The organism is Actinomadura opuntiae (assembly GCF_030283205.1).
Taxonomy (GTDB): domain Bacteria; phylum Actinomycetota; class Actinomycetes; order Streptosporangiales; family Streptosporangiaceae; genus Spirillospora.
Genome location: NZ_JASNWF010000015.1, coordinates 187,569 through 214,198, shown reverse-complemented (window position 1 = coordinate 214,198; position 26,630 = coordinate 187,569). Strand labels below are relative to the sequence as shown.

The 26,630-nt window shown below is 68.8% G+C and carries 24 protein-coding genes and 1 pseudogene; 10 read left to right on the top strand and 15 right to left on the bottom strand.

The genetic code is table 11. The features are described from left to right. Positions 1-2: 2 nt before the first annotated feature. Positions 3-1,229, bottom strand: coding sequence for an IS110 family RNA-guided transposase (locus QP089_RS30715; protein ID WP_446474099.1), 1,227 nt, complete (start codon positions 1,227-1,229; stop codon positions 3-5). 265 nt (positions 1,230-1,494) lie between these two features. Between QP089_RS30715 and QP089_RS30710 the strand changes: the two genes are divergently transcribed. Together QP089_RS30710 and QP089_RS30705 are read left to right on the top strand one after the other, a co-directional pair. Continuing rightward, complete coding sequence (locus QP089_RS30710) at positions 1,495-2,061, top strand: hypothetical protein (RefSeq protein WP_285916216.1); 567 nt, start codon at positions 1,495-1,497, stop codon at positions 2,059-2,061. A 119-nt stretch (positions 2,062-2,180) separates the two neighbouring features. Next, the gene (locus QP089_RS30705; protein ID WP_285916215.1) at positions 2,181-2,891 is read left to right on the top strand and encodes a hypothetical protein; all 711 of its coding nucleotides are present in this window, start codon (positions 2,181-2,183) and stop codon (positions 2,889-2,891) included. Between the two features lie 275 nt (positions 2,892-3,166). Here the strand turns inward: QP089_RS30705 and QP089_RS30700 are convergent, their stop codons facing one another. The 7 genes from QP089_RS30700 to QP089_RS30670 all read right to left on the bottom strand — a co-directional run bounded on the left by QP089_RS30700 (position 3,167) and on the right by QP089_RS30670 (position 13,708). Continuing rightward, positions 3,167-4,420 carry a DUF2399 domain-containing protein gene (locus QP089_RS30700; protein WP_285916214.1) on the bottom strand — a complete coding sequence of 418 codons (1,254 nt, stop codon included), beginning with the start codon at positions 4,418-4,420 and terminating at the stop codon, positions 3,167-3,169. Then, positions 4,417-9,396 carry an SbcC/MukB-like Walker B domain-containing protein gene (locus tag QP089_RS30695; protein ID WP_285916212.1) on the bottom strand — a complete coding sequence of 1,660 codons (4,980 nt, stop codon included), beginning with the start codon at positions 9,394-9,396 and terminating at the stop codon, positions 4,417-4,419. The genes QP089_RS30700 and QP089_RS30695 overlap by 4 nt, the downstream gene beginning before the upstream one ends. Positions 9,397-9,406: 10 nt before the next feature. Beyond that, the gene (locus QP089_RS30690) at positions 9,407-10,696 is read right to left on the bottom strand and encodes a DUF2398 family protein (protein ID WP_285916211.1); all 1,290 of its coding nucleotides are present in this window, start codon (positions 10,694-10,696) and stop codon (positions 9,407-9,409) included. After that, the gene (locus tag QP089_RS30685; RefSeq protein WP_285916209.1) at positions 10,693-12,150 is read right to left on the bottom strand and encodes a DUF2397 family protein; all 1,458 of its coding nucleotides are present in this window, start codon (positions 12,148-12,150) and stop codon (positions 10,693-10,695) included. Before QP089_RS30685 ends, QP089_RS30690 begins: the two co-directional genes overlap by 4 nt. Before the next feature lie 255 nt (positions 12,151-12,405). Then, positions 12,406-12,549: a hypothetical protein gene (locus QP089_RS30680; protein ID WP_285916207.1), complete on the bottom strand. Its 144-nt coding sequence runs from the start codon at positions 12,547-12,549 to the stop codon at positions 12,406-12,408. 349 nt (positions 12,550-12,898) lie between these two features. Continuing rightward, positions 12,899-13,507 (bottom strand): alpha/beta fold hydrolase, encoded by a 609-nt coding sequence (locus tag QP089_RS30675; RefSeq protein ID WP_285916205.1) that lies wholly within the window; start codon positions 13,505-13,507, stop codon positions 12,899-12,901. Positions 13,508-13,519: 12 nt separating this feature from the next. Then, a complete protein-coding gene (locus QP089_RS30670; RefSeq protein ID WP_285916204.1) occupies positions 13,520-13,708 on the bottom strand; it encodes a hypothetical protein in 189 nt (62 codons plus the stop codon). A 197-nt stretch (positions 13,709-13,905) separates the two neighbouring features. On the opposite strand from QP089_RS30670, the gene QP089_RS30665 reads away from it, so the two are divergent. Continuing rightward, positions 13,906-14,679, top strand: coding sequence for a transposase family protein (locus QP089_RS30665; protein ID WP_285916203.1), 774 nt, complete (start codon positions 13,906-13,908; stop codon positions 14,677-14,679). A 128-nt stretch (positions 14,680-14,807) separates the two neighbouring features. Next, complete coding sequence (locus QP089_RS30660) at positions 14,808-15,449, top strand: TetR/AcrR family transcriptional regulator (protein WP_285916202.1); 642 nt, start codon at positions 14,808-14,810, stop codon at positions 15,447-15,449. Positions 15,450-15,813: 364 nt separating this feature from the next. On the opposite strand, the gene QP089_RS30655 is transcribed toward QP089_RS30660, so the two are convergent. After that, positions 15,814-16,002, bottom strand: a complete 189-nt coding sequence (locus QP089_RS30655; protein WP_285916201.1) for a protein kinase family protein — start codon at positions 16,000-16,002, stop codon at positions 15,814-15,816. Positions 16,003-16,353: 351 nt separating this feature from the next. Here QP089_RS30655 and QP089_RS30650 point away from each other — a divergent pair, with 351 nt between their 5' ends. The 3 genes from QP089_RS30650 to QP089_RS30640 all read left to right on the top strand — a co-directional run bounded on the left by QP089_RS30650 (position 16,354) and on the right by QP089_RS30640 (position 17,755). Next, on the top strand, positions 16,354-16,572 hold the full coding sequence (locus QP089_RS30650; protein ID WP_285916200.1) for a hypothetical protein: 219 nt from the start codon (positions 16,354-16,356) through the stop codon (positions 16,570-16,572). Next, positions 16,569-16,901 carry a tyrosine-type recombinase/integrase gene (locus QP089_RS30645; protein WP_285916199.1) on the top strand — a complete coding sequence of 111 codons (333 nt, stop codon included), beginning with the start codon at positions 16,569-16,571 and terminating at the stop codon, positions 16,899-16,901. Before QP089_RS30650 ends, QP089_RS30645 begins: the two co-directional genes overlap by 4 nt. A 470-nt stretch (positions 16,902-17,371) precedes the next feature. Next, on the top strand, positions 17,372-17,755 hold the full coding sequence (locus QP089_RS30640) for a helix-turn-helix domain-containing protein (protein ID WP_285916197.1): 384 nt from the start codon (positions 17,372-17,374) through the stop codon (positions 17,753-17,755). On the opposite strand, the gene QP089_RS30635 is transcribed toward QP089_RS30640, so the two are convergent. The 4 genes and pseudogenes from QP089_RS30635 to QP089_RS30620 all read right to left on the bottom strand — a co-directional run. Then, positions 17,748-17,885: a hypothetical protein gene (locus QP089_RS30635; protein ID WP_285916195.1), complete on the bottom strand. Its 138-nt coding sequence runs from the start codon at positions 17,883-17,885 to the stop codon at positions 17,748-17,750. The genes QP089_RS30640 and QP089_RS30635 overlap by 8 nt on opposite strands. Continuing rightward, positions 17,882-20,287, bottom strand: coding sequence for a UvrD-helicase domain-containing protein (locus QP089_RS30630; protein WP_285916194.1), 2,406 nt, complete (start codon positions 20,285-20,287; stop codon positions 17,882-17,884). The genes QP089_RS30635 and QP089_RS30630 overlap by 4 nt, the downstream gene beginning before the upstream one ends. A gap of 98 nt (positions 20,288-20,385) precedes the next feature. Next, positions 20,386-21,030 carry a transposase gene (locus tag QP089_RS30625; protein WP_446474098.1) on the bottom strand — a complete coding sequence of 215 codons (645 nt, stop codon included), beginning with the start codon at positions 21,028-21,030 and terminating at the stop codon, positions 20,386-20,388. Beyond that, positions 21,023-21,409: pseudogene (locus tag QP089_RS30620) on the bottom strand (winged helix-turn-helix domain-containing protein); the annotation flags it as partial. The gene QP089_RS30625 and the pseudogene QP089_RS30620, both read right to left, overlap by 8 nt. 311 nt (positions 21,410-21,720) lie before the next feature. Between QP089_RS30620 and QP089_RS30615 the strand changes: the two are divergent. The 3 genes from QP089_RS30615 (at position 21,721) to QP089_RS30605 (ending at position 24,772) form a co-directional block, all read left to right on the top strand. Then, positions 21,721-22,038, top strand: coding sequence for a hypothetical protein (locus tag QP089_RS30615; protein ID WP_285916191.1), 318 nt, complete (start codon positions 21,721-21,723; stop codon positions 22,036-22,038). A gap of 140 nt (positions 22,039-22,178) precedes the next feature. Next, positions 22,179-22,466 (top strand): hypothetical protein, encoded by a 288-nt coding sequence (locus QP089_RS30610; RefSeq protein WP_285916189.1) that lies wholly within the window; start codon positions 22,179-22,181, stop codon positions 22,464-22,466. Positions 22,467-22,663: 197 nt separating this feature from the next. Then, positions 22,664-24,772 carry a tetratricopeptide repeat protein gene (locus QP089_RS30605; RefSeq protein ID WP_285916187.1) on the top strand — a complete coding sequence of 703 codons (2,109 nt, stop codon included), beginning with the start codon at positions 22,664-22,666 and terminating at the stop codon, positions 24,770-24,772. Here QP089_RS30605 and QP089_RS30600 read toward each other — a convergent pair. Both QP089_RS30600 and QP089_RS30595 read right to left on the bottom strand, forming a co-directional pair. Continuing rightward, the gene (locus tag QP089_RS30600) at positions 24,750-26,024 is read right to left on the bottom strand and encodes a hypothetical protein (RefSeq protein ID WP_285916186.1); all 1,275 of its coding nucleotides are present in this window, start codon (positions 26,022-26,024) and stop codon (positions 24,750-24,752) included. The genes QP089_RS30605 and QP089_RS30600 overlap by 23 nt on opposite strands. Further along, a complete protein-coding gene (locus tag QP089_RS30595; RefSeq protein ID WP_285916185.1) occupies positions 26,024-26,494 on the bottom strand; it encodes a hypothetical protein in 471 nt (156 codons plus the stop codon). The genes QP089_RS30600 and QP089_RS30595 overlap by 1 nt, the downstream gene beginning before the upstream one ends. Positions 26,495-26,630 lie beyond the last annotated feature (136 nt).

Below are 26,630 nucleotides of genomic sequence, written 5' to 3'. Positions count from 1 at the left end.
TGTCAAGTCGTAGCGTTCGCGGGAGTCGGCCAGGCGGTCGTCTCGTCGTAGAGGCTGCCGGTCTTGAGGCAGCCGTGCGGGATGCCGACGAGGCGGTTGGCGAGTTGGCGCAGGGCGGTGTTGTAGGCGGCGCCGCGGGCTCGGAGCTTGTCGAAGTAGGTGCGGGCGCCTGGGGAGTGGCGGATCGCGATCGAGGCCTGGGTCATGAGGGCGTCGATGAGCCGGTCGTTGTGCACGAAGCGGGCGTGGACGGTCTTCTTCTTGCCGGACGCTCGGGTGATCGGGCTGGTGCCGGCGTAGTTTTTTCTGGCCTTGGCCGAGCTGTAGCGGTCGGGGTCGTCGCCGAACTCTGCGAGCACCCGGGCACCGAGGACCGCTCCCAGCCCAGGCTGGGAGCGGATGATCTCAGCGGCCGGGTGCGCCCCAAAATGCGCCTCCACCTGCCCCTGCATGACGGCGGTCTGCTCGTTCAGCACGGTCAGGACCGCGACCAGTGCGCGGGTGGAGGCGGCGTAGGCGGCGGTCACGACGTCGGGCTGGCCGAGGTGGGTGGTGCGCAGCGCGGCCTGGACCGGCTTGGCCCGCTCGGCCAGGTCACCGCGGCGGCGGGCCCGCTTGAGCGCGCCGCTGATCTGGCTGATCGTGAGCTTGGCGGCCTCGGCGGGGGTCGCGGCCCGGGCCAGAAGGTCCAGCGCTTCGGGCGCGTCCAGGTCCTCGAACGCGGCCAGGGCGGCGGGGAGGTATTCGCGCAGCGCGTGCCGCAGCCGCTGCCCGGCCCGGGTCCGTTCCCAGATCAGCGTCTTGTGGGCCCGGGCGACCACCTTGACCGCCTCGGCCTGCGGGGTGTCGCCGGAGATCGGCCGCAGCTGGTGGGCGTCGGTACGGACCATGTCGGCCAGCATGTGCGCGTCCGCCGCGTCGCTCTTGGCCCCCGACACCCCAAGCCGGTTGCGGTAACGCGCGGCCTGCAGCGGGTTCACCGGGAACACCCGGTACCCCGCCGCGACCAGCGCCAGCACCCACGGGCCCCGGTCGGTCTCGATCCCGACCAGCACCTCCACCTGGTCATCGGCCGCCTCGCCGATCTGCTCAGCGATCAACGCGTGCAGCCGGGCCACCCCCGCCACACCTTCTGGAAGGCGGGCCTTGGCCAGCCTGCGGCCGGTCTCGTCCTGCACCTCAACATCGTGATGCGACTCAGCCCAGTCATCCCCGACGAACAAACGCAACGACCCAGCTCCTCAACCCGACGAACACCAGCACCGGCAGCCAGCGGGAGAACCATCAACGACCTAATCAAGCAGTGCTCACACCGACACGGTGGGCAACGACATCCCAGAAGCGATCAACTCTCCCAGCCGATCGACAAGGGCACGTTCTTTCATCAGGACTCCACGTCCAGGAACAGCCAGTGCTCACCCGCCGACGGCTACCAACCCAGCGAGTCTGCTCTAAAGCAACTCGCTACGACTGATTAGGATCAGCCAATACCTCTTGACCGGTTCGGGACAGGCCGCGTATGAAGCCCGCCGCGCGCTCGCCGACTGTGTCGAATGCATGGAGTTCGTCGATGTGATGACTTACCTCGACGAGCTGCTGGTGGACAAGTACGGCTATCCAACAGTCCATGAAGCGCGTCGACAAGAGCTCGCCGAGAACATCAGGCTAGGTCTTGTCGCTGGCTACACCCCAGGCCAAATGATCTGCTTCGCTTGGCGTGCCGCAGACACCGCAGCGGGCTGGAAGGAGCGCAACGCGCGCATGGGTCCGCCGGAGGCTTCTACGGCCACCATCATCCGTAACAAGATCGAAAAAGCGATCGAGGTGCATCACTCCATCCCCGAGTACGACACGTCACGCTGGCGCCAGCCGCCGGTAGCGCTTTTCGCGCTACGCAAGCTCAATGCCGACGTGCAACGCGTGTTCGACCGGTCGGTGATCGAAGACTGCCCTGACTGCGATCATCAAGGATGGCGCGAGACCGACGCCGAAACTCTGATCCGCTGCGTCCACCAGCCGGCGTCCGTGGATGAGGACCCTGCCGACTCCGCCAAGGATTGATTGCGCGTTGCACGTCCAGGCCCCCGACCGGCGCAAGTTGTATCGACAGATGACGTCTTCCGGTGGCCGCATATGGACGTTAGGTGGTTTTCGCTTCTCGGTGGCTTTCTAATGTCCTTGTGACGTCGGTCAAGCGGTATCAAGCAGAGTCGCTACTACGGGAAGCGGAACGTGACTTCGAGGTGGCCCGCGCCTCGGTGAAGGCTGCTGCTGCGAGTTATGAGCGTTGCCGGGACCGTGCGCCTGGTAGTGGTTGGGTGGCCAACGCCCAACGGTCCTGGTTCCTCGGCGTTTCGGACTGGATCCACAAGGCTCTGGTACTGGAAGAGGCGCTGGCCGCGGTCATGCTCCTGGATAGGGAAAGTGACACCGGTGTGCTCCCGGCTGTCCCGTCGTCCCCAGAGCGGGTGGACTTGGCCGCGGTCGATGCCCTATCCGGACGTGATGGCAAGGATCGGCTGCGTGCGCCCAATCCTGACGCCCCTGAGCCCGATCCTGAGCTGCAGGCGCGTCTGAAGCGAACCGGCGACAACTTCACCGCCGCGGCGGACACCGTCAAAGCCGCGCGGCGCATCGCGGACACCGCTTTCCGCACTTACCGCGGCAGCCGCACGACGGCCTCTACTGACCAACTCGGGCAGATGCGGGAGGCATGGAGAAAAGCACTCGTGGAGTGGTCATTCGCTCTGCGTGACCGTGAAGCAGCCCGGGACAAGGCACTCGCCGCTATGCAGCGGGCCGGGCAGCTGTCCACTGACCCCGTTCCGATCGGCACAGTCTTCAGCTCCAACATCACCGATGTCGACACCGACGAGGACGAACTGTTCTGACGCTTTTGGTGCCGCGACCTCGCGACCGGTCCAACTCGTTGAGGAAGCTGAGGTGGACGTCGCGTCGCGTAACTGGTCGGCGGCCGTCTGGGCGCTGGATTACCGTCAACCCGACGGGTTCGTTTGATCTCGAGGCCGCAAGTGCCTGACCCGGGCGAACTGAGCTTCCCCTGTTCGACGGACATCACACGGACGGAATTCTCGGCAATTGTAGGGCGGGGTTCTCCGCCGGACTGGGGTGAGGACTTCCGCGGATGGCCTTCGAGGCCCACCGCTCAGGGGCGGGCTCGGAGGGTGGTGTGCGCCGAGGTGTCGTCGTGGAGGTCGGGGCTCAGGATGCGCCGGGTCACGGCGTCGTGCTCTTGGAACACGGCGTGGTGGGTGAGGCCGAGGTCGGACCGGAGGGAGGCGGCGAAGCGGTCGCGGAGGGGGGCTGAGGAAGGGGAGGGGCCCGCTTCGGTGACGGTCTCGGCGTCCATGGCCAGCAGTTCTGCCCCGTACTGCTCGGCTACCGTGGCGGCGATCTGGAAGCCGTCATGGTCGAGGTCTCCGGCGTAGCGGAGCCGGACGCCTTGGTCGCGGGCCAGTTGCAGGAATACGTGGTCGACGGCGCGCAGGTGGCCGCTGGTGCAGGCCAGCGGGACGTCGGAGCCGGAGGCCATGGCCGCCTCCAGCACGGACGGGTTCTCGACGACCGTGACGGTCTGCGGGGCCAGGGTGGGAGGATCGCGGGTCAGGTCCAGCAGGGTCAGGGCGACCGGGACGTCGGACTCGCGGAGTCTGCGGTCGATGACACCGTCCGCGGTGGTACGGATGCGGTGCAGCAGGATGGTCGACGTGAGCCGGTCGGCGATGATCCCCGCTTCGGCCAGCAGGGCACGGGTGTGGTGGGGAAGGGCGGGCTCGGGTCGGCCGGTGACCTCCATGACCGCGTAGACCAGGCAGCCGCCGTTGAATCCGCCCAGGTCGAAGTAGTGCGGGTCGCCCGCGCAGTCGTGCGCGAGCTTCGGCAGGCTGACCGGAGGGGTATAGGGCAGGCGTTCGGTGACGTGGGCTAGGGCGGTGATGAGGCGGCGGGCCTTGGGGATGTCAGCGCCGATGCCGCTGGCTTTCAAGCGGCGGACCAGCCGGGGGAGGCGGGGGAACGCCGCGTCGGCGTGCTCCCAGAGTTCGCGGCGCTGCCCGGCCGCCTCCCGCCGATCGGCGGCCCGATTCACCACGGGCCTGCCCGTGACCTGCTCGGCCAGGAGAGCGACCTCGTTGGCGGACGCATCGGCGACCTGGAGGAGTTCGCGCAGCGGCACGTTGGTCGTGGTGCCCTCGACAGTGACGGCGGAGCGGCCGCGGCGGCGCCGGGTGCAGGTGTCCAGGTGTGTACGCAGCTCGGCCAGGGCTCCCAGCGGAAGGTCCGTCACTTTCAGGGTGACGATCTGGTCGGCGGACCGTCCCGCGCAGAGCCGGTCGTGCAGGGCCGTCCAGAAGGGGACGAAGTCCGGGTCTTGAGCGAACCCGGCGAGAATCCCGCTCACGCCGTCCCGTCCAGAGTGACCGGCCGGGGTTCGCCGCGGCCCTCCCACAGCCAGGGGATGGTGATGCGGTTGCGGCCGGAGGCGACGACCTGGTGGACCATGGTCCGGCCCGCCTCCCGCTTGATCATGGGGGTGATGGACGGGGTGGTGGCCAGCACGTCGAAGTCCCAGGAGCGCAGCAGCGCCAGCACCTGGCGTAGGTTGGGTTCGTCGAAGGCGGCGTCGATCTCGTCGATCGACAGCAGGCGCGGCCCGCGGTAGTCGCCCGAGTACATGGACCAGGCGGCGGCCAGCAGCGGCAGCATCGTGGCGAGCCTGCGCTCACCGGTGGACAGCGTCTCCAGCGGATTGGAGCGCATGCCGACCTTGCGGAACGCCTCGTTCGACGATCCGTCGCCGAAGGAGGCGTGGGTCACGAAGATGTCCCACTCGTGCCAGGAGCGGTAGTCGAAGGTGTGGGCGACCCGGTCGGGCCAGGGCTCGTCGGCCTTCGCGTCCATCCGCTGGCGCAGGACGGTGTACATCTCCTCGAAGGACCGGTCGGTCGGGGCCTCCTCGATGAGTTTGATCATGCGGATCGCATCCTCGTCCTCCTTGCGCACGTCCCAGTCGACCTGGATGCCGACGTTCGCGACCCCCGTGCGGACGCCGGCCAGCGTCTCGCGGATCTGCCGGACCAGCTCGCGGGCCGCCTCCCGGCGGATCTGGATGTCCTTGCGAAGCCGGGTGAACATGCCGGTGCGCATCGCCTGCTTGAAGTCGTCGCGCAGGTCCTCTTCGAGCAGGGCGATGCTCGCCTCCAGGGACGCCAGGGCATCGCTCAGGTCGTCGCCGCGCACGGTGTCGGGCTCGGCGACGACGGCGCGGCGCCACTCGGTCCCCTCGATCGAGACGAGCATGACCTGGCGGTTGAAGCGGGCGAGTTCGCCACTGGTGTCGCGGGCGCTGTTCTCGACCGTTTTCAGTGCCCGGTCACGGAACCGGATGAGCTGGGCGTGCCGGTCCGCATGCGCGTGGCGGTCGGCCAGCAGCAGCCGCGACCACTCCAGGGCTGCGGTCAAGTGGGCCGGCCGGCCGGACGGGTCGGCGGTGATGCCGTCCGGCAGCGTGGCCAGACCTTCGTCGATCAGGCGGCCGAGGGTGCGCACGCAGTGGTCGCGTTGCTGTTCAGCGGCCCGGCGTTGCGGAGCGACGTTCTCCAGGGTGACCTCTGCCCTGGTCTGCTCCTTGTCGGCTTCCTCCTTCTCGGTGCGGAATGTCTCGATCTCCGACTTGACCCGGCCGAGCTGTTCGGAGAGCCGGTTCTTGGTGGTGAGAAGGTCGTCGTATTCGGCGCCGTAGAGCCTGCGCATCGTCTCGACCGCGGCGATGGCCTTCCGCGCTTTGGCGCGTGCCTGGCCGGCCCGGTCGGACATCCTGGCGGCAGTGGCCCGGGCCGTGGCGGCGGTCTGGTGATCGCGGCGTGCGGCCCGCATCAGTTCGGTGCAGCGGAGAGCTGCCATGCGGCCGTCCCGGACCAGCAGTTCGAGCGCGCCGACCGCTCCGGCGTGGTTGTCCAGGGCGTCATGGGACGTGGGAAGCAGGGAGCCGTCCGGGAGGGCGGCCGCCTTGTTGAGGGCGCCCAGCGCGGACCGGACCGTCCTGGTGGCCTCGTCATGCTTCTCTGCGGCGTCGATGGCGGTGGTCTCGGCGTGGATGAGCGCCGCCTGCGCGCGATCTTCGGCGCTGTGCGCGGTGCGGACGGCGTTCACCGCGGAGTGGGGGAACCCGTTTTGTTCTCCGTCAGCCTCCTCCTGGGCGCGGGCGGCTTCCAGGCGGGCGGTCTCGCATCCTTGGGCGGATCGCCGCAGTTCCGCGGCGTTCTCCTCCGCCGTGGCCGCGGCGGAGCCGGCGGATCGTGCTGTCCGCTCGGCGTGCTCCAGGCTCTGCCGGGCTCGATCGAGCCGGGCGGAACGTGCGTCGGAGCGTTGCCGGAGCGTCGTCATGACCTGCTGGAGGGCGAGGTCCGCCTGAGCGGTGCGCTGCGTCGCCTGCCGCTCGGCGATGGAATGCTCGCGGGTCAGGCTGGCGAGGTCGTGGCGGGCCGAGGAGAGCGCCTCGGCGGTGGGCAGGGCATCCCGTTCGGCGGCCGTGGCGAGGACGTGGCTTTCGCGTCGGCTGAGTTCCTGGCCGGCCTGTCGCAGTTCCTGCTCGCGTTCGGCGAGGCGCTGCTCCAGATCGGCGAGGCGCTGTCGCCGGGCGCGTTCTCGGGCAGTACGGCCGATGTAGGCCGCCTGGTAGCCCTCGGGACAGGCGGCGGTGAGCACGCCGTTGCGCAGGGCGCCGGGCGCGGGGGAGTCGACCGGGATCGAGCGCAGCAGCCGGTGGATCGCCTCGGCGGATCCGCCGTCCTGCGCGTCGGGCTGGAGGAAGTCGGCCAGTGTCCGGTGCGGGGCGGACGCGGTGGGGGTGAGGACGAGATCACCGGCGACCGGGCGGCCGTCGGGCCTGATCAGCGCGTCGAGGAGACCCGACGCCAGCAGGGCTCCTTCGAGCCGGTCGGCCTCCTCGGTGGGAAGGTGGCCGGCGAAGTCGACGACGGCCCACAGGGGGACGCCGTCGTCGGCTGAGCGCGACCGCCATTGCGGTGCGGGCGGGACGGGGGCGGTCCGGCGCGCTCGCACCACGTCGGCGCGCAGTTCCTCGATGCCCGCTTCGATCGTTTTGATGACCTCGCGGGCCTCGGCGACCTGATGGTGCAGTTCCGCGGCGGCCGCCGCGTGGGCCTTGTGGGCGGCCAGGCGGACGGACGCGGGCTCGACCCCGCGCAGCGCCTCGTCGGAGAGCGGAGCCGAGGGCTCGGGGAGCGGGATGGCGCCGGGATCGAGGTAGGCCAACGCCGTTCGCCAGCGGTGAGCGCCGGCCAGCCAGTCGCGGGCGGCCTGGAGCGCGGCGGCCGCGGCGTCGGAGCGGCGCCGCCAAGCGTCCCGTTCCGCCTCTCCCGCGTCAGTGATCTCGCGGTGGTGGTCGGCACGCGCCTGCTCGAGCTCGGTCTCATCGGCCTGTTCCGCGGCGGCGTTCTCGGCCTGGACGTCCAGCAGGCCGCCTTCTTCCTCCCGTACCACGCCGAGTGCCCGGCGGTGGGCGGTGTGGGCGTCGGCGGCGTGCCCTTCGGCGGCGTTAGCGAGGGCCTTGGCGGTCGCCGCACGTTCTCGATGCCCGGCCAGGTCGATGCGCAGGCCGGCGGCCGCCACCTCCTCGGACAGCCATCGCCGGATCCGGTCCGCGGGCAGGCGGTCGTTCTCGGCGGCCTGATCCGGTGCGCACAGGTCGGGTGGCGGCGGCCGGAGGTGGCGCAGCCGGCCGGACCAGGTGCCGAGTTCGTCGAGGAACACGGTCTCGGCCTCCTGCCGATCGCGGGTGGCGCCTTCCAAGGCTTCGCGCGCGGCGGACTCCCCGGTGTCGGCCTCCTGCCTGCCCTGGGCGAGGGTCCGTTCCGCCGTCTGGGCCTCGCCGTGCAGGCGCAGCGCGGTCCGGACCCGGGCGACTTTGCCCGTGCGCGCTTCGGTCCAGGCGAGCGGTGTCGCGCACAGTTCGTCCAGATCGACGGCCGGCGGCTCGGTGTGCGGCTCGGCGGCACAGAGCCTGCGGTAGACCGAGACCATGCGGTCGGTCGCGGACGCGGCACCGAGATGTTCACCGTCCTGCCGCAGCCGCTCGGCGAAATCGAGCAGATGACCCTGCGCCTGGTGGGCTCTGGAAGCCGATTCCGCGGAGCCGTCCATCGCCGTACCGGCATCGATGGCGGCCTGCTCGGCCTGCGTCTCGGCGTCGGCGGCGGTGTCGTCCAGCTCGGCGGCGCGTTCCTCGCGGAGGGGCAGCTCGGCCCCCGCGTGGTCCCTGAGCATCCCCTCGGCGGCGGACAGCTCGCCTTCCAGCCGGGAGACGCCCTCGTACTTCCGCGAGAGCCGCCGCTGGATGCCCTCGGCCGCCGCCTGGGCCCTCTCCAGATCACGGGACGCCTGGCGCGCCTGGCGGGTCTGTTCGTCGTAGGCGTTGTTGGCGGCGGCCAGTTCGGCGGCCTGGAGCTGGGCGACCGCACTGCGGTAGCTGCGGTAGTGCTTGTCCGTCTGGGCCAGCAGCCGCGCCTCCTTGCGGGACTGGTCGAGCTGCTTCTCCAGCTCGGAGATCCGCGCCATCGCATCGGCGACGACCTTGAGCCGATCGGGTTCGAGCGCCGGCAGCGCGTCGGTGAGGACTTGGCGCATTTCCTTGGGCGAGATCGCCTCAGCCGTCCGCACGCTGCGCAGGCTGCGCAGCACACCGACGAGGGCCTCGAACTGGATCTCGTTCAACGGGGCGAACAGGTGGTTCCGGACGGCGTCGCGGAACTCGTGCTCGTCCCCGAGGCTCAGCGGCACGCCGGCGAGTGCCGAGCGGGGGACGGCCGAGGACAGAAACAGCCGGCCGCCGAGTGCGGCGAGCTGCCCGCCGAGATCGTCGATCTTCACCGTGGCGCGTTCGCGCCGCAGGGCCAACTCGTGGCCCACGCGCGCCGGCACGATGAAGAAGGCGCGCTGGAGCTTCCCACCGGTCGAGCGCAACCACATCCCGGTGGTCAGGTACCGGGTCTGCCCGGTGTGCTCATCGCGGTAGCCGTACTCCAGCCACCACAGGCCGGTCCGGTCCTCCTGCTCGTTGCGGTCGGTGTGCCTGCTGGCCAGGGTCCCGCTGGCCTTTCCCGACACCGACAGCGCCTTCTGCGAGATCTCGGCGTCGAGCAGCACAGTGATCAGCATGGAGGCGGTGAGCGACTTGCCCGAGCCGTTGGGCCCGGCGAGGGCGAGCCAGCCACCGGCGAAGAAGAGGACCTCGTCCGACCAGGCCCACGAGTTGATCGCGCCGGCCCGGGTCGGCTGCCAGCGGCCCTCGGCCGTCGGAACGCCCAGCACCGCCGTCTCGGTCACCGGGTGGAGCGGGTTTGCGTCAGGGGACACGGCTGACTCCTCAATCCTCGTCGGTGAGAAGGGAAGGCTGAACCGCTGATCCGGCGTCCGTGCGGGCGGCGGCGGGAACCGGCGGGGAGTGGACCTTGACATGCCACAGGCGGGCGCCGGGTGTGGGAAGCCAGGTGCCGCCGCGGTGCGGATCGGGACGCAGCAGCCCGACGTTGGTCAGCTCGGCGGCGGCGACACGGGCGAGCACCGGCAGCCTCCCAGCGTAGGCGGCGGCCCAGCGGGGCCGATCCCGGCGCGCCAGTTCCAGCACCTCCACCGCCTCAGCTGTGAACAGCGGAGCCGCGGGGTCGGTGCGGCGAACGATCGCCGCCAGCAGGGCGAGGGCGGCCTGCCGTTCGGTGCGGCGTCCGTGGGGGAACTCGATGCCTGTTCCGGTTCCGTCGCGATCTGTCACTTCCCACCAGTCCCGGCGGACCGTGGCGATGTAGCCGAACGAGGTGATGAGGTCCAGCGCGCGCTCGCGCCCCGCAGGGGTGTGGAGGTAGGGGGAGCCCCCGGTGGGGTCGTCCACCGGATCGGTCGCGGGGTCGTCGGCGATCCGGCGCATCAGCCTCACCCGCCGTTCATCCAGCGACGGCACGTCGGACTCGGCCGAATCGCTCAGGGTCGCCCGCGACAGCGCCGCGGCGTGCTGCTCCGGCGGGAGTGACGCGAGGCCGAGCAGCAGGGGGGACAGGGAGGAGAACTTCATGGCCAGACGCTCCCGGGAGGCCGTGACCACCAGGTTGGCGTCCTCGTCGTCCACCACGCGGTCGAGGTCGTCGTCGACGGTGGCCGTACCTTCGGCGACCAGCAGCTTCAGCGCGTCCACGAGGCAGAGCCGATTGCTCCGCGCCTGCTGCTTGGACACGTCCTCGGCGAGAACCACCGGAAACGGGGGGAGGGTCCCCTCGTGCTCCTCAGTGGCGCACGTCTGGGCGATGGCCTGGAGGAGCTCCTGGAGGCTCATCCGCGACCTGCGCCACAGCTGCTCACAGATCAGCGCACAGCAGATCAGGACCTTCTTGGACGCGAGAGGGCCGTCCCCGCGCGCCCGCTGGAGCCGAGGCCCTCGATCGGACGGCACGTCCGCCCGGCGCTTGTGCAGCCGGATGAGGGAGGCGGTCTCCGACACCTCCAGCGTCCAGCCGAGCTCATCGTGGAAGAAGGTGGTGAGCCGTTCGCGCCCCTTGAGCGCTGTGCGGTATTCCTCCGGGTGGATCTCGGCCCGGAGCCGCCCTATGGCGTTCAGGATGCGCGCGGCCGGACTGAGGTCGGGGTCGAGGCGCCGCCCGGTCATGCGATGCCCTCCCGGGACGGCACGTTCTCGATGGGAGGGGACGCACCCGGCTCAAGCGAGGTGACGCGCAGGCGCAGGTCGCGTCCCCAGAAGGACAGAGCCCCTTCGGCGAAGTCCGCTCGGGCTGTGGGGCCACGGTCGAAGCAGCGGATCTCGACCAGGACGTTCGCCCCGTCCACGTGCCCCGCCCCGATTCCCGTCACGGGGTCGAGGCGCATGAGCGCGGTCTCCACGGCGCGCAGCAGGGCCTCGACGGCCTCCGCGCCCAGCCCCGCGAAGTAGGAGAGTTCCACTTCGCCGGAGGTGACCAGCAACTCGGCCAGGCGGCGGTTCCGCTCCGCCTCCGCCATGGCCTCGGCCAGCGCGGCCTTCCGGTCGGCGGCGGTGTCAGGAACCGCACGGGGACGGCCGCTGGTCCGGCCTTGCCGCTCGTGCTCGCGGAGCGTCACCTCCACACGGTGGCGATCGGGGCGGCCTGCCGCCTCGGTGCCGTGGGCCACATCCTCCTCGGCTCGGGGGGTGACCGCATGCCATGCGGACCAGTCGCCGAAGGCGGCGGCATGGACGCGCCGCGCGTCCTCGTCGGACCGCTGCCGGTGCAGGCTCTGGGCCAGGGCGTGGAAGTCGGCCCCGAGGTCGGAGCCGCGGCGGCGCGCCGAGTAGCGGCGGTCGATGGCGATGAGGAGCGTGTAGACGGCGCCGGACGCGGAGGAGATGAGCCGCTGGACGGTGCCCTCCGGGGCGAACCACGATCCCAGAGCCGACAGCAGCCGTACCCGCTCCTCGACCCAGTGGTGTTGGTCGCGGGCGTCGATGAGCCCGGCGTGTGCTACCGCGGCCTCGGCGACCTGGCGGTGGCCGACCCGTTCCAGATCGGCCAGTGCCTTCTCGACCGAGACGAACGCTCTCTCGTACTCGCGGGGGAATTGCCGCAGCGCCTCGATGACACGATCCCTGTTCGCTCCGAACAGCATGTCGTTGGTGACGTCCGCCTGGACCAGTTGGCCGAGCGCGGCATAGAAGTCGGCGGTCACACGCTGGAGTTCGCCGATGCGGGTCCGGACGTCGTCGAGGTCCATCGGCAGCAGGCCCCTGCCCCTGCCCTCCTTGACATGGGCGGTGTCGTCGCCTTCCGCGAAATGCCTGATGATCTCTCGGATCGTGGTGGCGATGCTGTCGAGCAGGCGGCTGGGCAACTGCAAGGCGCGCCCGACGTCCAGGACCGCGTCCCGTACGGCCGCCACGACCGTCCGGCCCCGGCGGGTCAGCGCCCATGCCTCCTGCCTGACGATCAGCCCTTGGTAGTTGCGGACGGGGACGGTGTAGTCGCGGAAGGGTTCGGCGAGCCCGTCGCCTGCCAGGCGTTCCAGGGCGCTGCGCAGATCCTGCTCCGACAAAGGAGCGTGGAACCCGATCTCGCGCATCTCAACCGTGATCTCATCGAGATCGGCCATGGGGCCGCGGGTCGACAAGCGTTCCAATGCCGCTAGGAGCGCGGTCCACCGATCGCGTGCCAGATCGTCGGAGAGGGAGAACACCGCCCAATCGGAGTGCTGTACCGCCTGCCACCACAGCCGTGGTTGTTCCAAGGCGGCCTCCCAAGCGTCGGTGACTGGCGCCCGCTCTGGCTGAGAATGTCAGGAGTATCAAGAATAGACCTCTGGGGAGTCACATTCCTTCGGAGATGGCCGCAATCTGCCAATCGGCAGTCATGGTTTGTCTTTTTTGTTGCGAATATATTTTCGATTCTGGGTGCCGACCGCGCCGGCGCCGTCCACCTTGTCACCGTCCCCCAGGACGACAGTGAGGGCCATCGTGGCCGCGATGGGGGTGCCCCCGGCCCCCAGCAGCATCCGGCACCGGTGGCCAAGCGCCGTGACACGGCCCTGTCGGAGGGGAGCGTCGGCCCCCGCGGGGTGGTGTCTGCTGTGACTGGTCCAGGTCGTGCTGCACGCCTCGGAGTTGGTCGTCTATGACGGCCGTGAGGAAGTCGCTCGGCACGAGCGGCTGCGGGCTAAAGGTCAGGCCGAACGCCACCGCAGCCTGCTGATCGCCGAACTGTGGTGTCTGGACACCTCCAGGGCCGGGAATTCGCGTCACCGGCGTGGTAGGCAGCCGGATACCGCGGCACGACTTCGAGACCGTCGTGGGCTCCTGAATCGGAACCTTTGTGGATCTACGAGCGTCGGGCGCGATGATCTGTCAATGCGTGAAGGCAAGGGCCCGGACCTGCTCGAGCATGGACGGCCAGAGTTGTCTGGGCGGGTCGTGGCCCATGCCGGGGTAGGTGACCAGGCGTGCGCCGGGGATGGCTGCTGCGGTTGCCTGTCCGGCCTTGAGCTGGATGACCGGGTCGTCCTCGCCGTGCAGGACGAGGGTGGGGACGCGTAGCGCGGCCAGTGTCTTGCGCCGGTCGCCGGAGGCGGTGACTGCGGCGCGCTGGCGCGCGTCGGCGTCGGAACTGCCGGGATGGCGCTCGTGGGAGCGGCGGCCGATGTCGCCCACCTCCTTCTCGTCGAAGGGGTAGCGCGGGGAGCCGATGAGCCTCCTCATCGCGACTGCCTGTTGCGCTGCCTGGTCCGGGCTGGTGACCGGCGTGCTGGAGAGTTTCATGATCGCTTTCAGGGTGGCGATCTTGGGCATGGTGCCGATCCGGGCCGCGGGGGTCGACATGATCGAGGTGAGGGTGCCGACCCGGGCGGGGTGCCGGATGGCGAGGGTCTGGGCGATCATCTCGCCCAGCGAGGTGCCGACCAGGTGTGCGGAGCGCCACCCGAGGGCGTCCATCACCGCCAGGGCGTCCTCGGCCATATCCTTCAGCCCCTACGGCGCCGAAGAGGGCCGGATCATGGTCTTGAGTCGGCCGGGCGCCGGTACGCCGGTCAGGTGTGTGGACAGGCCGGCGTCAAGGTTGTCGAACCTGGCGACCTGGAAGCCGAGGCCGACCAGCGCGTCGCAGAGGTCTTCGGGGAAGACGAGCATCTGCACTCCGGTGCCGCTGATCAGCAGCAACGGCGCTCCGTCCGTGGTGCCGAAGGTCTCGTATGCGAGTTCGATCTCGCCGTTGCGTGCCGTGACCCTTTTTCATCGGCCTGGAGTGATGGTGATCACGGAGTGGTCGCGATGCTGACGTTCGGCCAGTGAAGCGAAGAAGCCCTTGGTAGACGAGTTGATCACCACAATCTCGACGTCTGAACCAGGGGCCCTGCGTGTTGTTCTATCGTGCTGCCGTCGATTTGTCGCGTTCAACGCTGAACTACCTGGCCGGACTGATCCGCCGGCGCCGCAAGACCCTCGGGACGCCCTGGCGGCTGCTCGACCCTGGGCAGCAGGCTCTGCTGGTGCTGGTCCACCTGCGCAAAGGCGAGACCCTCGCCGAGCTCGGGGCCGGGTTCGGGGTGTCGACGAGTACGGCCTGGCGGTATATCGAGCAGGCCGTGGCGCTGCTGTCGGAGCGGTCGCCGAAGCTGACGGCGGCGTTGCGTAAGGCGACCAAGGAGGGGCTGCACCTGCTGGTGCTGGACGGAACGCTCATCGCCTGCGACCGGGTGCGGGCCGACCGGCCGTACTACTCGGCCAAGCACCGCTGCCACGGCATGAACATCCAGGTGATCGCAGGTCCACACGGGACGATCGTATGGACGTCGGGGGCGATGCCCGGTCGCACGCACGACCTGACCGCCGCCCGCGTGTGGGGGATCCTGCGCGAGCTGGACAACGCCGGAATCATCACGCTGGCCGACAAGGGGTATCAAGGCGCCGAGGCCTCGGTGGTCATCACCCCGTACAAGGGACGCAACAAGCCCGAGTCCCAGAAGCAGGCCAACCGCTCCCACGCCAAACTCCGCGGACCCGGCGAACGCGCGAACGCCCAGCTGAAGTCATGGAAGCTGCTTCACAAGCTCCGCTGCGGCCCCGGCAAGGCAGGCCACCTGGTCAAGGCCATCGCCGCCCTACAAAACTACGAGATCACCCAAGGATGAAAAAGGGTCCGTGTTCATGGCCTCGCCCTTTCGGTGGTTCATACTGTCTGTGACTGAACAGATTTTCAGTGAATGTAGATTCGATGAATCTACATTCACTCAAGTTGCTTCGTCCGTCAGGGGAGCGTGTGTCCGCGTCCGAGCCGACGACTGCGAGCCGGAAGGAAAAGGCCGCGCAGACCGAGATCGCCCTCAAGGAGGCCGCCCGCCGCGTGTTCGCCCGCGACGGCTACCTCAACGCCAAGATCACTGACCTCATGGCCGAGGCAGGACGCTCCGCCGGCTCCTTCTACAAGCACTTCGCTGGTAAGCAGGAAGTACTCCAAGCACTGCTGTCCGACTGGCTCGCCCAAGCCGGCGAGGAGCTCTCCGTCCATGAGGCGGGCGACGACCTGTCGAGCGAGCCCGCCCTGCGCGCCCGGGTGGCCACGTACTGGCACACCTACAAGGCGCACCTGCCCGAGATCCAGGCGCTCGGCCAAGCCGCACTGGTCGACCCGGAGTTCGCCGAACGCCTCGCCCAGATCCGGCACGCCCAACTGCAGACCATGCGCGAACACCTCCAGCGGCTCCAGATCGCCGGGTTCGACCTGCCCGGCGCCCCCGTCGTCCTGGCGTCAGCGTTCAACGCCCTCATGGAGGCGTTCTGCGCGGTCTGGCTCATCGGGAAATGCGAGCCGACCGGCCACTCCCTCACCGACGACGAGGCGATCGACACACTCACCGGGCTGCTGCGGCACGGCCTCACCGGCCCCACTCACAGCGACTGACCGATCACCATACCGTCGAAAACGGCGAACCGCCCGCAACGACCCCGCCCGCAGCCTGTCCCCGGCGCTCAGGACGCCCGGCCACACCATCACAAACTGGACCCCAGAGCCTAGGTGTTCGGCCGCGCACCTGTCCCTCCGGTCCCAGCGGTCACGGGACTGGCCTCCGTAACGACGAAGACCCCGGAGCGTGCCGCTCCGGGGTCTGATTCGCCACTGTGGGGCTACGACTTCGGTCTGTACCACCCACCCATCCACCGCCACTTCACCGTCGCTGAATCTCGTCAACATCACCGCCCCCGCGGACCCCCGACTGTCGCTCAAACCGACGCACGAACGTTCCTGCTGCTTCTCACGGCCGCAATCACGGGGTGGGGCGGCGCTCCGGCTCCTTGGCCAGGCAGGACTCCGCCAGGTCCCGCACCAGTCCGAACAGGCCCGCCAAATCCGGCGGCTGCCGCAGGAGGCGCTGGAGTAGAGCGTTCAGCCCGTCGGCGCCCGAGCTGAACGGGCGGTGGCCGGTGGCCGCCAGCACCGAGCCGAGGCTGAACACGTCGCAGGCCGCTGTGACCTGGCGCCCTGGACCTGCTCGGGAGCCATGAAGGGCGGCGAGCCGACCAAGGCGCCGGTCCGGGTGGCGACGCTCGCGTCACGGCGCGGGCGATCCCGACGTCGACACGCGGGGCCGTCGACCGCCACCAGTACGTTGGACGGCTTGAGGTCCCGGTGAACGACAACCCCACGTCGTTCATCTTGCTGGGTGGATGAGGGCGAGGAGGCCAGGGTTGAGTCTCGCCGTCGTACGTGATCTCCGGGTGGCGCGTTCACCGGCGACGCCCGAAGACCTAGAAGCGTTGGAGACCGACGTGCTGGCCGGATTCGTTCTGGCTCGGGCGGCGGCCGGGTGGCCGACCGCACGATCGCCGCCGACGTCGTCCACCTGGAGCAGGTGAGGGCCTGGTTTGGACGGCCGCCGTGGAAGATGGAACCCGCTGACGCCGGCCGGTACTTCGGCATGGCTCTGCGTGGCACTGCCAAGGGCACCCGGCGAGCGCGGGCCCAGGCGATCAAGACCTACTTCCTGTTCCTGGAATTCCAGCAAAGGTCGAGATTCACCAGATGACCGGCCGGGTCGTCGAGTGCCCGATCGACGAGACGAACCGGCCCCGCGGCCACCAGGCGGCCAAGCTGCGGATCCTGCCCACCGCCGACCAGGTCACGCGGCTGTTCGACAGGTGGCGCCAGGAGCTGTCGACCCGCCGGAAGTTCTCGACCGCCGCCCGCGACTACACCGCCGCCGATCTCATGTCGGAGGTCGGACTGCGGGTCAACGAGGCGTGCCGACTCGACCTGTCTGACATCAAGTGGGAGCTGGGTCACTTCGGCAAGCCGCACGTCCGGCACGGCAAAGGCTCTCGGGGGTCGGGCCCCACGAACGGATGGTCCCGCTGATCAACAATGCTGGGACGACGCTGCGGTGGTTCATCGAGGATGTCTGGGGCCGGTTCGGCGACGACCACACCTGGCCCGGGTTCCGCTGCTGCGTCCGAACGCAAGAACGCCGACGGCACCGCCCGACGAGTCGGCGACGAGACGCTCCGGTCAGCGCTCGCCGAGGCCACCGCCCAGCATCTGCCGGACTGGCCCGGCAAGATCACACCCCATCTCCTGCGGCACTTCTGCGCCTCCCAGCTCTATCTGAGCGGGATGGGCCTGGTCGCGCGATCCAGGCCACGCTCGGGCACACCTGGATCGCCACCACGATGCGTTACGTGCACCTCCCCGGAACCCACGTCGAGGACGCCTGGGTCGCCGGGCAGCGACGCGCCGCCGCCCGGCTGGAAGGACTACGACTGTGAAGTGGAACCTGCGGCTGGCCGCAGCCAACCGCGGGCATCTGGAAGGCCGGCGAGCTGCAGCGCATGCTCGCCGACCACGGCCTGACCATCAGTGCTGGGAAGATGTCCGGGCTGTGGTCCGGCGAGCCGGCCAGCATCAAGCTCGCCGATCTCAACGTCATCTACGCCGTCCTGGGCTGCGGCGTCGAGGAACTTCTCATCCCCGAACCGGAGAAGGCCGAGCGGGTCGACGAACCGCAGGATCAGTCGGCTGCGGCCTCCGCGACCGGTGGACCGGCCGTTACGGGGCTTGAGCAGCAACCGACCGGCCCAACGGCGTTAGCGGGTCGGCTCGGGCGGAGTTGCCGCCGTTGGCCGTTCGGATGCGGGTGGCGTAGGACCCGGGCGATTTCGGCCCAGGGTGGCGGGGTGCGCCTGGGCCATCGGGTGGAGTGTTGGATCAGATGATGGCCAGCCATTCGGCCATGGGTTCGGTGGGGTCGATCGGCAGGCGCACGAAGGACGTGTCGCCCCCGGTCTCGAGTTCGCCGTCGGTTGCGGCGGGCTGGCCGTCGGTGTCGTCTGGGAGCTGGTTCATGAGTGCTGGGAGGCGTCGGCGGCTTGGTCGTCGGCCGCGCGCAGGTGGCTGCGGAACTGGCGGCGGAGTTGAGGCAGCGGGACGGTGCTGCCGAGCCGGTGCAGGAAGTCCTCGACGCTCCAGGTGATCAGTGCGCCCTGCCGGGAGAGGTAGAGGCCGACGCTGTTGATGGCGTAGTGGTCGTTGTAGTCGAGCAGGAGGTAGCCGGCGAGCTGGTAGATCTCCTCGCGGCCGAGGTGGCGGGGGCGGGTGGTGGCTTTGCAGTCCAGCAGCAGGCCGTTCAGGATGTAGTCGGCGTCGGCGCCGCCGAGGTCGCTGCTGCCGGTGAACAGCGGTCCGCACACCTTGGCCGGGCCGGGTAGGGCCCGCAGTGACGCCAAGGGCTGTTGCGCCAGGCGTATCTGCTGGTGAATGTCGTTGACGGCGTGGGCGGGGACCGCTGCGGTGAGGTCGGTGAGCGTAGTGCTGGGAGCGGCGGTGGCGAGCAGGCTGTAGCGGCGGATCTGTCCGTTTCGGGCGAGGTCTTCGAAGAACGCGGCGACGTAGCACAGCCGGGCGACCGCGTCCTCATCGTGACGGCTGGGGGCGGCCAGGTAGGCGTCGACCTCGGTCAGCAGTTGTCGCCCGGCGGTCAGCAGGGCTTGGCGGACCGGCCGGGATGGTGCGCCGGGGAAGACGGTGTCGTCGTCGAAGGCGTCGACGCCGAGGCTGACGGCGGGGCCGAGCCCGCCACCGAACGACAGCCGGAGCCGATAGTCGATGGCGTGGCCGAGAGCCGACCAGTCGGGATACTTCACGTCGATCGGCTGCACCGGGTGCGGGAGCCCGGCGAGGCCGGAGAGGTAGTCGCCTTCGATGGCCGAGGTGCCCGGCAAGTGGTTCTGCATGAACTCGTTGACCGGCGAGGAGGGATGTTTGAGCTGTCCGGTGAGGCTCAGGGTGATCAGGGACCGGCCGGTTGCCGCACGGGACTTCTCGTAGTCGTCGATCCAGGCCAGGCTCTCGGGGTCCAGGAGGTGGCGGGCGCGGCTGACCGCGACGTAGATCAGGCGGGCTTCGGCGGGGCTCAGGTCGCGGTGGATGCCGTCCCGGTCGGCGAGGGGCGCCTCGAAGCCCTTGCCGATGCGGACGCTGTCCCACTCGCGGCCCTTGGCCTTGTGCGCGGTGGACACCGTGACGCGGGCGTGCTCCTCGGGCGAGAGCCGGTCGACGGCTTGGAGGATCAGATCGGGGCCGTAGGTGTCGATCAGCCCGACGATCGCCTTGAGGTCCTGGCCGGCGGTGTCGTGTTCGGCGTACTCCTGCACCTCGTCCCAGGAGTTGAACAAGAACAACTCGGGGTGAGTGGTGCGCCTGCCGGACTGGAGTTCAAGGGCGGCGGTGGCGATGCGTTGCAGGGCGCTACCGCCGCCGGTGAGCGCGACCGGGACGCCGAGTTCGAGGAAGGCGAGCACCTCGGCCATGGCGTCGGCGTTGCCGCGGCACAGCACGGCGTCGGGGTGGGCGGCGCGGTCGATGCGGGAGGTGGCGGGGCCGTGGCCGGTGAGTTGCATGGGCGATTCGGCGTGCTTGAGCCACCGGTTGGCGACGGCGGCGATCTTCGGGCCGAACCGGAACGACTGGGTCAGGTGCAGGTGCTGGGCGGGGAACCCGGTCATCACGTCGCGGGCGTTGCGCCAGCCGTAGATCTGCTGGGCGGGGTCGCCGACGCACACCCGCTGTGCGCCCTGGGACAGGAACACCTCCTCTAGGACCGGGTTGGTGTCCTGTGCCTCGTCCAGCAGCACGAACTCGGCGTCCAGGGTAGGGCCGGTCATCGCCCACAGCTTCATGTAGTGGTCGTGCTCGAACTTCAGCCGGCCCCGCGGGGAGATGATGTCCTCCCACGCCATGGTCGCGTACCGCAACAGGACCCGTGCCAGGGCGTTCTGGCCGCCGGCGTCAAGGCCGTTGACCGGCTCGGCGTGGTGGGCCATCACCTGCCGGTCGGTGCTGTAGCAGAACCGGCGGATCATGCTCAACACCAGGCGCGCCTGGTGGGTGATGGTGATGCGGCGGTCGCGGCCCAAGTCGATGTCGCGGGTGATTCCGAGGATCCGCGCGGTCTGCTTGGCCGGGATCCGCGCCGCGGCGTTGAGCCGGTCGCCGTAGCGGCGGCCGACTGCCCGGAACGCCAGCGAATGCGAGGTACGGCACTGCACGTTCGGCCCGAACCGGCGCCGGGCGTCCTCGGCGATCGCCCGGTTGAACGCGACGTACAGGCCGCATCTGCGGGTGGAGGCGCCCATCAGGATCAGCGTGGAGGTCTTGCCCGTTCCGGCGCCGGCGACCAGCGCGAGGTCTTTTCCTGCGGCGAACACTTCGCGGGCAGCCTGTTGTTCTGCGGTCGGCTCAATGGCCATGGGTTTCCTCTCTGGGAAATGCGGCTTTGTGTACCGCACCCCAGAGACTGCCGGTGTGGTCACCGAACGTCAAACGCTTTCACATTCCCTAACTAGCGTTAATTGGTGATGGCGGGTGTGGTGGTGAGGGTGAGGCCGGTGGGAGGCAGGCAGCCGTCGATCACGTGGGGGTGGTGCTGGATCATCTTGAGCCGGTGTCTGACCATGCCGACGAGATCGTCCAGGTCGGCGGCCAGGAAGTTGGTCATGGAGCGCTTCAGTGCCGACCACACGCCCTCGGCCGGGTTGAGGTCCGGGGCGTAGGCCGGCAGGTAGAACACCGTCAGCCAATCGGCGTGGGCATCGATGAACGCCCGCATCGCCATGGAGTGGTGGATGCCCAGGTTGTCCCAGATCAGCACGATCTTTCCGTCCGGTAGTTGCTGGTGGGCGCCCTGCAGCATGCTCTTGTACTCGTTCAGGGTGAAGGCGGCGCGTTCGCCTTTGCGGCGGCGGTACAGGTGCAGCCGGTAGATCAGCCGGGACCGCTCGCCGGTCCGGTAACAGACCAGCCCGGCCACCGATACCCGGCTGCCGTACTCGCCCCCGTGCACTTTCATCTGCGGCCGGTGTCCACGCCGGCTCCAGGCCGTCCTTTGGGCGGCCTGAGCCCCTGGCCGGTCTCGTCTTCGAAACAGATCCAGGCGCCCAGGTCCGCCGCGGTGCTTCCACCTGCGGCCACACCTCCCGCTTCCAAGCCGCAATGGCCTGCTCGTCGCGTTCGATCGCGCGGCGGCCGGGCACCTGCACCGACCAGCCGTTACGGCGCAACAGCAGCGACACCCCAGGCACGGTGTAGTCGATGGCGAACAACTTGTTGATGAGCCCGGCCACCCGGCCCAGCGTCCACCGCTGGTCATCGGCATAACCGTGCGCGGCCGGACCACGGTTCAGTTCCGCCTCCAGCAGCGCGAACTGCGCATCATCCAGTCGCGGCCGCCCATGCGGTCCTTTGGACCGCAGCGCCTCAGTCCCTCCCGCGCGCCAGGCTTGGCGCCACTTCTCCACCTGCCGCAGCCCAACCCGCAACTCGCCGGCGACCCATGCGTGTTGTTCGGGGTTGATCTTGGTCGACAACCTCATCTAGCAGGAGCTTCGCTACTTATGGGCGGCGATCACTCGTCCGCAACCGGCCCGTGACCTGCGGACTCAGGTTGGAATCACCTCAAGGTGCTGGGAGCCCCATTAGGCTTGGTTCCGTGACCGGCTGCGAGCCCAACGTTCGGCGTCTGATACTTACTGTTGAGGTCCTGGTGGACATCACCGATTAGGCGGCGCTGAAGCAGGCTGCGGCTTCTGTCGCCAACTCGGCCCATACTTCGGAGTGCCAGAGCGGAAGAGACGAAAGGTCACCTAAGGGGGGTGGCTCGACGGACCTGGGGTTAGCGGCAAGCGTGGCCCAACTCGTTGAGGCTGGCAGCCTGACTGTGGCCGTGCCAGGCACACGGGTGATAGAGACGACCTGCGAAGCGCAGGAAATCGATGAACAGGGGATAGAGGTCGGCCCCCTGTTCGACTTCACAGCCTTATTTCCTCTGTGTCGCTGCGGCGATGAGGCGTGTGAGTCATGCTCAGGTTTCCAATTGACGCCGCGCACTGTGGCAGCACTGCACGCAGTCGGTGAGATTTTGGCAGACGAAGCATTCAACGATGTTGAAGAGCATGGTGACGATCCGCTGTTAGACTCAAACGAATGGGCGGTCTTCGGGTAGTTTCCGGCGATCACCCGGCGGCAGAATGCGGTATGGCGGCGCCAAGCTGCTCGTGTCTTCGACGATCTGACCGGCGACATTGAGGCAGGGCGCGTTGGCCGCATCCCACATGCCCAGGCGAAGAGATGGCTCTACACATAATGCTGCGCGTAGCCCCGGCGGCGATCGAGGACGACTGGGCGAACTTGGCAGAAGTTCTGCTTCGGTTACCGGAGCATCCAGACGACCTGGATTGGGGAATGGTGGGGGAGGTTCTTTTGCAGGATCATGATATCTTGACTTTATTTGATTCGGGCTGGGATGGCGTCGAAGATCCCGATAGCGATCTCAATCGCGAGATCGGCATGGGCGATTACCGTCCATCGGCCTGGTTCGTGACTTTCGATGACAAGGTGGCACGCGACGGTCGCAGGCCGTTTCGGCGTTGAAGCCTCGCCGTCTAAGCTGCGGGTCCAGTTCTAGACTCGTTTTGACGGTGTCGCCCTGCTGTTCGCGGAGAGTGCATCGCTGTACGCATCGGTGGTGTCACGCCCTGTCTCGCCAGGATTCTTCGTGCTCGTGGCCCATCCCGGGCGGAACTTTGAGACGCTGTTCTGGCAATGGATCCTAGCTGGGGCGGAGTGCCGTGAGCGGAAGCGGGAACTACTTCGAGGGACGGGTCTCCGGAACGGTGGTTCAAATCGGGACGCTCAATGGTTCTGTCGACCCGGGGCAGCCGGAGAGGCGAACCGTCCGGCTGGTTCAGGCGGTGACATCGGTGTTTCAGAACCGCCGGTCCGAGTTGGCGTGTCTCGATGTTTGGGCGGATCAGGTGAGCACGGGTGGCAGCCGGCTGTGGGAGATCGTCGGGTCGGCCGGGGTGGGGAAGACGACCCTTGCGTTGACCTGGATCAATGAGAACGCTCACCGCTTCCGGCACGCGCAGATCGCCATGGACTGCGGTGGCGGCGCCGGTCTCGGCCGGAGCATCGAGGAGATGTGCGACGTCTACTTCGTGGAGAGCGGTCTCGCGACCGACGGCCACGCGCTGGGAACGCTCTCCGCGAAGATCACCCTGTTGCGTTCTCGGTTGGAGGGAAAGGAGGCGGTGCTGCTTCTGGACGACGTCCAGTCCGCGGCACAGGTCACGCCATTCCTGTCGAACATGCCTGGGCTGCTGGTCGTCGTCACGAGCCGGGGCCCGCTGCCTGGCCTCGCCCAGCACCGTCCACGTCCGCTGGCTCTGGCCCCGCTTGCCGACGATGCCGTAACGGATCTGCTCACCGAGATCGTGGGCGTGGATCGTGCGGCTGCCGAGCCCGCCGCGCTCGCGGATCTCGTCCGGCTGTGCGGTGGGTCCCCGCTTGTCGCCGGCCACGCCGCCGGTCTCTTGCACGATGAGCCCGATCTGCGCATCGGCGACCTGGTTGCCCAGATGGCGGAGCAGGGCCGCTTGACGGTGCTGGACGGAGGGCATGACGACACCATGCCCAAGCCCTCGGCGGTGTTCGACGTCTCCTACCGTGAGTTGGACGCCGACACCGCACGCCTCTACCGGGTGATCGGTCTGCATCCGGTCCGCGACTTCGACGCGGGTCTGGTCGCCGCGCTGTTCGCCGAGGATGGTGCGAAAGCGTTGCGGCAGCTGATGAGGAGGGGGCTGGTCAAGCGTGACCGGCGTGGCCGCTACCTGATGGACGACCTCACCCACGAGCATGCCGCCATGGTCGCTTTGCGGGACTGCGACTCGCAGGACCGGGAGCGGATCCGGGAGCGGATCGCCGACTACTACCTGTACGGGGCCGTCGCCGCGAGCCCTTACCTGTCACAGCGGTGGACGCTCGGGCCGTACTACGGCCGCCGGGCGCCGTTCCCCCTGCCGGACTTCGCCGGCGATGACTCGTCCGCCCCCGCGGACTGGGTAGGCGACAACCTGGCCGCGATCATGGCGTGCATGGAGCGTGCAGGACGCATCTGGGACGGGAGCCGCCCCGCTCCCGGCTACCGCTGGCAGATGGCGGAGGCGACGCACGGCTACTTCACTTCCCACGGCCGCCACGATGAGCGCGCGACCGTCCTGGGGTGGGCCGAGGACGACGCGCGCGCCTGCGGGAACGCCGATGCCCAGGCCCGCATCCAGGCCCAGTGGGGTGAGATGCTGCTGGGCCAGGGCAGGATCGACGAGGCCGAGGACCGGTTCCGCCGCTCGCTGGCCGCTGCCGAGGAGCCGGGCACCGATCCCCGGGGACGCGGTGCGGCGCTGGAATGGCTGGGCATCACCGAACGCCGCCGCGGCAACGCCCGCAAGGCGCTGGAGTACTTCGACCAGGCGCGGCCGTATCTCGACCCGTCCCGCAAGCGGAGCCAGGCGCTGCACCACATGCATCGGGCCGACGCGTTCGCCCTTCTGGGGGACCGGTCGGCTGCGCTGGAGGAGTACGCGACGTCCATGGGGCTGTTTCGCGAACTGGCCGCCGAAGGGCGGCGCGATCAGGCCAACGAGGGAAAGGTGCTCAGCGGGCAGGGGGAGCTGCTCGTGCCGCAGGAGCCGCGCCTGGCCAGGCCGCTGTTCGAGGAGGCACTGACCCGGTTCCGCGCGGCTCGGCGGCCCTACCAGGAGGCCAAGGCGCTGGAGGCCTTGGGCGATCTGGACGGCGACGCCGCGTACTGGCGGTCGGCTTTCGAGGTCTACGAGCGGCACGGCCATGCGCAAGCGGCAGAGCGCGTGCGCGTCAAGCTCGTCCGCCTCGGGTAGGCGGTGGCGCCGTGCGCACGTGGAACTCGGCGCTGATCGTCCGTTCTCGGGACGCGTGCACTGTCAGCGGGCTGAGGGCGGCGGCGTCCGGGCCGGCGGTCAGGATCCGCTCGGCCAGTACGGCGAACAGCAGTTCGGCGTCGTCTGGGTGGCTGATCGAGTCGAGGAGGATGGTGGTGCATGCGCCGTTTCGGGTCCGCACGCGGGCGCCTTGCCGGTCGTGGACGATGGTGAGCTGCACTCCGATGCGATGTTCGAAGACGGCTGCCGACCAGGTCTCCTCGTCCGCCGGCAGCGCCAGCGAGGTGATGCGGATGATGTCGGCCGTCCCGGTCAGGCGGTGATCGAGCTCCTCGTCGGAGACGAGCAGTACGCCGCGGTGGTCGCCGGCGACGGTCGCGGGCGTCCTGTGCACCGACAGCTTGCCTGAAGCTCCTTGCTCGACGCGCGTCCACAGCGATGTCGGCAGCGCGTCGTCGATCGTCGGCGATGGGACGGCAAGGCGCGGAAGGCCGGTCGCGGGCGGCACATCACCGAAGATCCGGTAGACCTCGTCGCGGATCAGTTGGAGTGACTTCTCGGGCGCGGAGCTGATCCAGGTCGCGGCGACCTCATGCGTGCGTTCGCGCATCCGTTCAGCGTGCTCCAGTTGCGGGCGGATCGGGGCGTGCGGATCTAGGGGCGGTGCGACGTCGAAAAGCCTTCCGAGGCCGGAATGCGGGTCTATTCCTGGACGGCCGCTCTGCTCCAGCAGAACCGGCCGTCCCACCGCGGCCGCGTACATGCCGACCGATCCGTGGTCGGACAGAACCCAGTCGGAGGCGACCACCGCGGCGCGCCATCCCTCCTGCGGGGGCAGCAGGATCAGGCCGGCGCGGCGGGCGTCGAAAAGCCATGATTCGATCTGCTGTGCACCGTGAGATGCCCAGACATTCGGATGCAGGATGAGAGCGACTCGGAATTCGTCGAAAGGAAGTTCGGAGAGGAGCCGTTGGGTGAACAGCGGGTCGAGGCCGAAGAGGGAATTCTCGCGCCACGTGGAGTTCACGGTGATAAGTCGCTGGCCGGGACGTAGATGGAAGGCGTGCCGGTAGTGGAGCCTGCGAGGAGCGCTGGCGAGCATCCGGTCATAGCAGGGATCGCCTGCGAGGAAGGCACGCGAGACGGCATCGGGACATCCTTCGGCGAGCCGCTGGAACTGCTCCTCATGCGAAAGCCCGATGGCCGCCGGAATAATGCGCCCGTCATGCATCAAGGTCCCGGCGGACAGTCCGAAGACCGCTTGGTTCTTGGTTCTTGGTTCTTGGTTCTTGGTTCTTGGTTCTTGGTTCTTGGTTCTTGGTTCCAGCGTTTATTGTAGCCGTTTCCGTGGGCGAGACGCAGGATGGGTGAGGTCAATTCGTGCAAATTGTCGCCCAGGCTCGCGGTAACCACGAGATCGAACTTCACTGACGCGGCCTGCTCCCACGTCAGGCAGAGAAGACCCCTGGCGCTCATGTAGGAAGCGACCCCGTTGGAGAACATCGCGTCGGACGTTTGCGTGCAGAAGAGGTGGAGGTTCGGGTCGTGGAACGCCGGGAGGACATCGCTGAGCCGTGTCGCGGAGGTGACGCTATGGATGACGATCAGCACGCGCCGCTTGGTCCGCACGGTCCCCCACCCGGGGAGCAGCGCAGGGATCCGGCGAGCGATCGGGGGGAGATCCGCCATCGTGTCGGTCACAGGCGGACAAGCATAGCCTTCAGCCCCAGAACGCTGCAGAAGCGGACGCACCGCCCGCTGCGCTCGGCTTCCGGGGTGAATTGTGTGGGGCGGGCGTCGATAATGGGTGAGGTTCGCGAAGCGGTTGAGTGGAGGT

Coding starts and splice junctions, on each gene's coding strand:
- QP089_RS30690 (WP_285916211.1), bottom strand. CDS start 10,696: ATGACCGGGCGGCGCCTCGACCCCGACCTCAGTCCGGCCGCGCGCATC.
- QP089_RS30685 (WP_285916209.1), bottom strand. CDS start 12,150: ATGGCCGATCTCGATGAGATCACGGTTGAGATGCGCGAGATCGGGTTC.
- QP089_RS30680 (WP_285916207.1), bottom strand. CDS start 12,549: ATGCTGCTGGGGGCCGGGGGCACCCCCATCGCGGCCACGATGGCCCTC.
- QP089_RS30675 (WP_285916205.1), bottom strand. CDS start 13,507: ATGGCCGAGGACGCCCTGGCGGTGATGGACGCCCTCGGGTGGCGCTCC.
- QP089_RS30645 (WP_285916199.1), top strand. CDS start 16,569: ATGACCGGCCGGGTCGTCGAGTGCCCGATCGACGAGACGAACCGGCCC.
- QP089_RS30640 (WP_285916197.1), top strand. CDS start 17,372: ATGCTCGCCGACCACGGCCTGACCATCAGTGCTGGGAAGATGTCCGGG.
- QP089_RS30635 (WP_285916195.1), bottom strand. CDS start 17,885: ATGAACCAGCTCCCAGACGACACCGACGGCCAGCCCGCCGCAACCGAC.
- QP089_RS30630 (WP_285916194.1), bottom strand. CDS start 20,287: ATGGCCATTGAGCCGACCGCAGAACAACAGGCTGCCCGCGAAGTGTTC.
- QP089_RS30610 (WP_285916189.1), top strand. CDS start 22,179: ATGCTGCGCGTAGCCCCGGCGGCGATCGAGGACGACTGGGCGAACTTG.
- QP089_RS30600 (WP_285916186.1), bottom strand. CDS start 26,024: ATGCATGACGGGCGCATTATTCCGGCGGCCATCGGGCTTTCGCATGAG.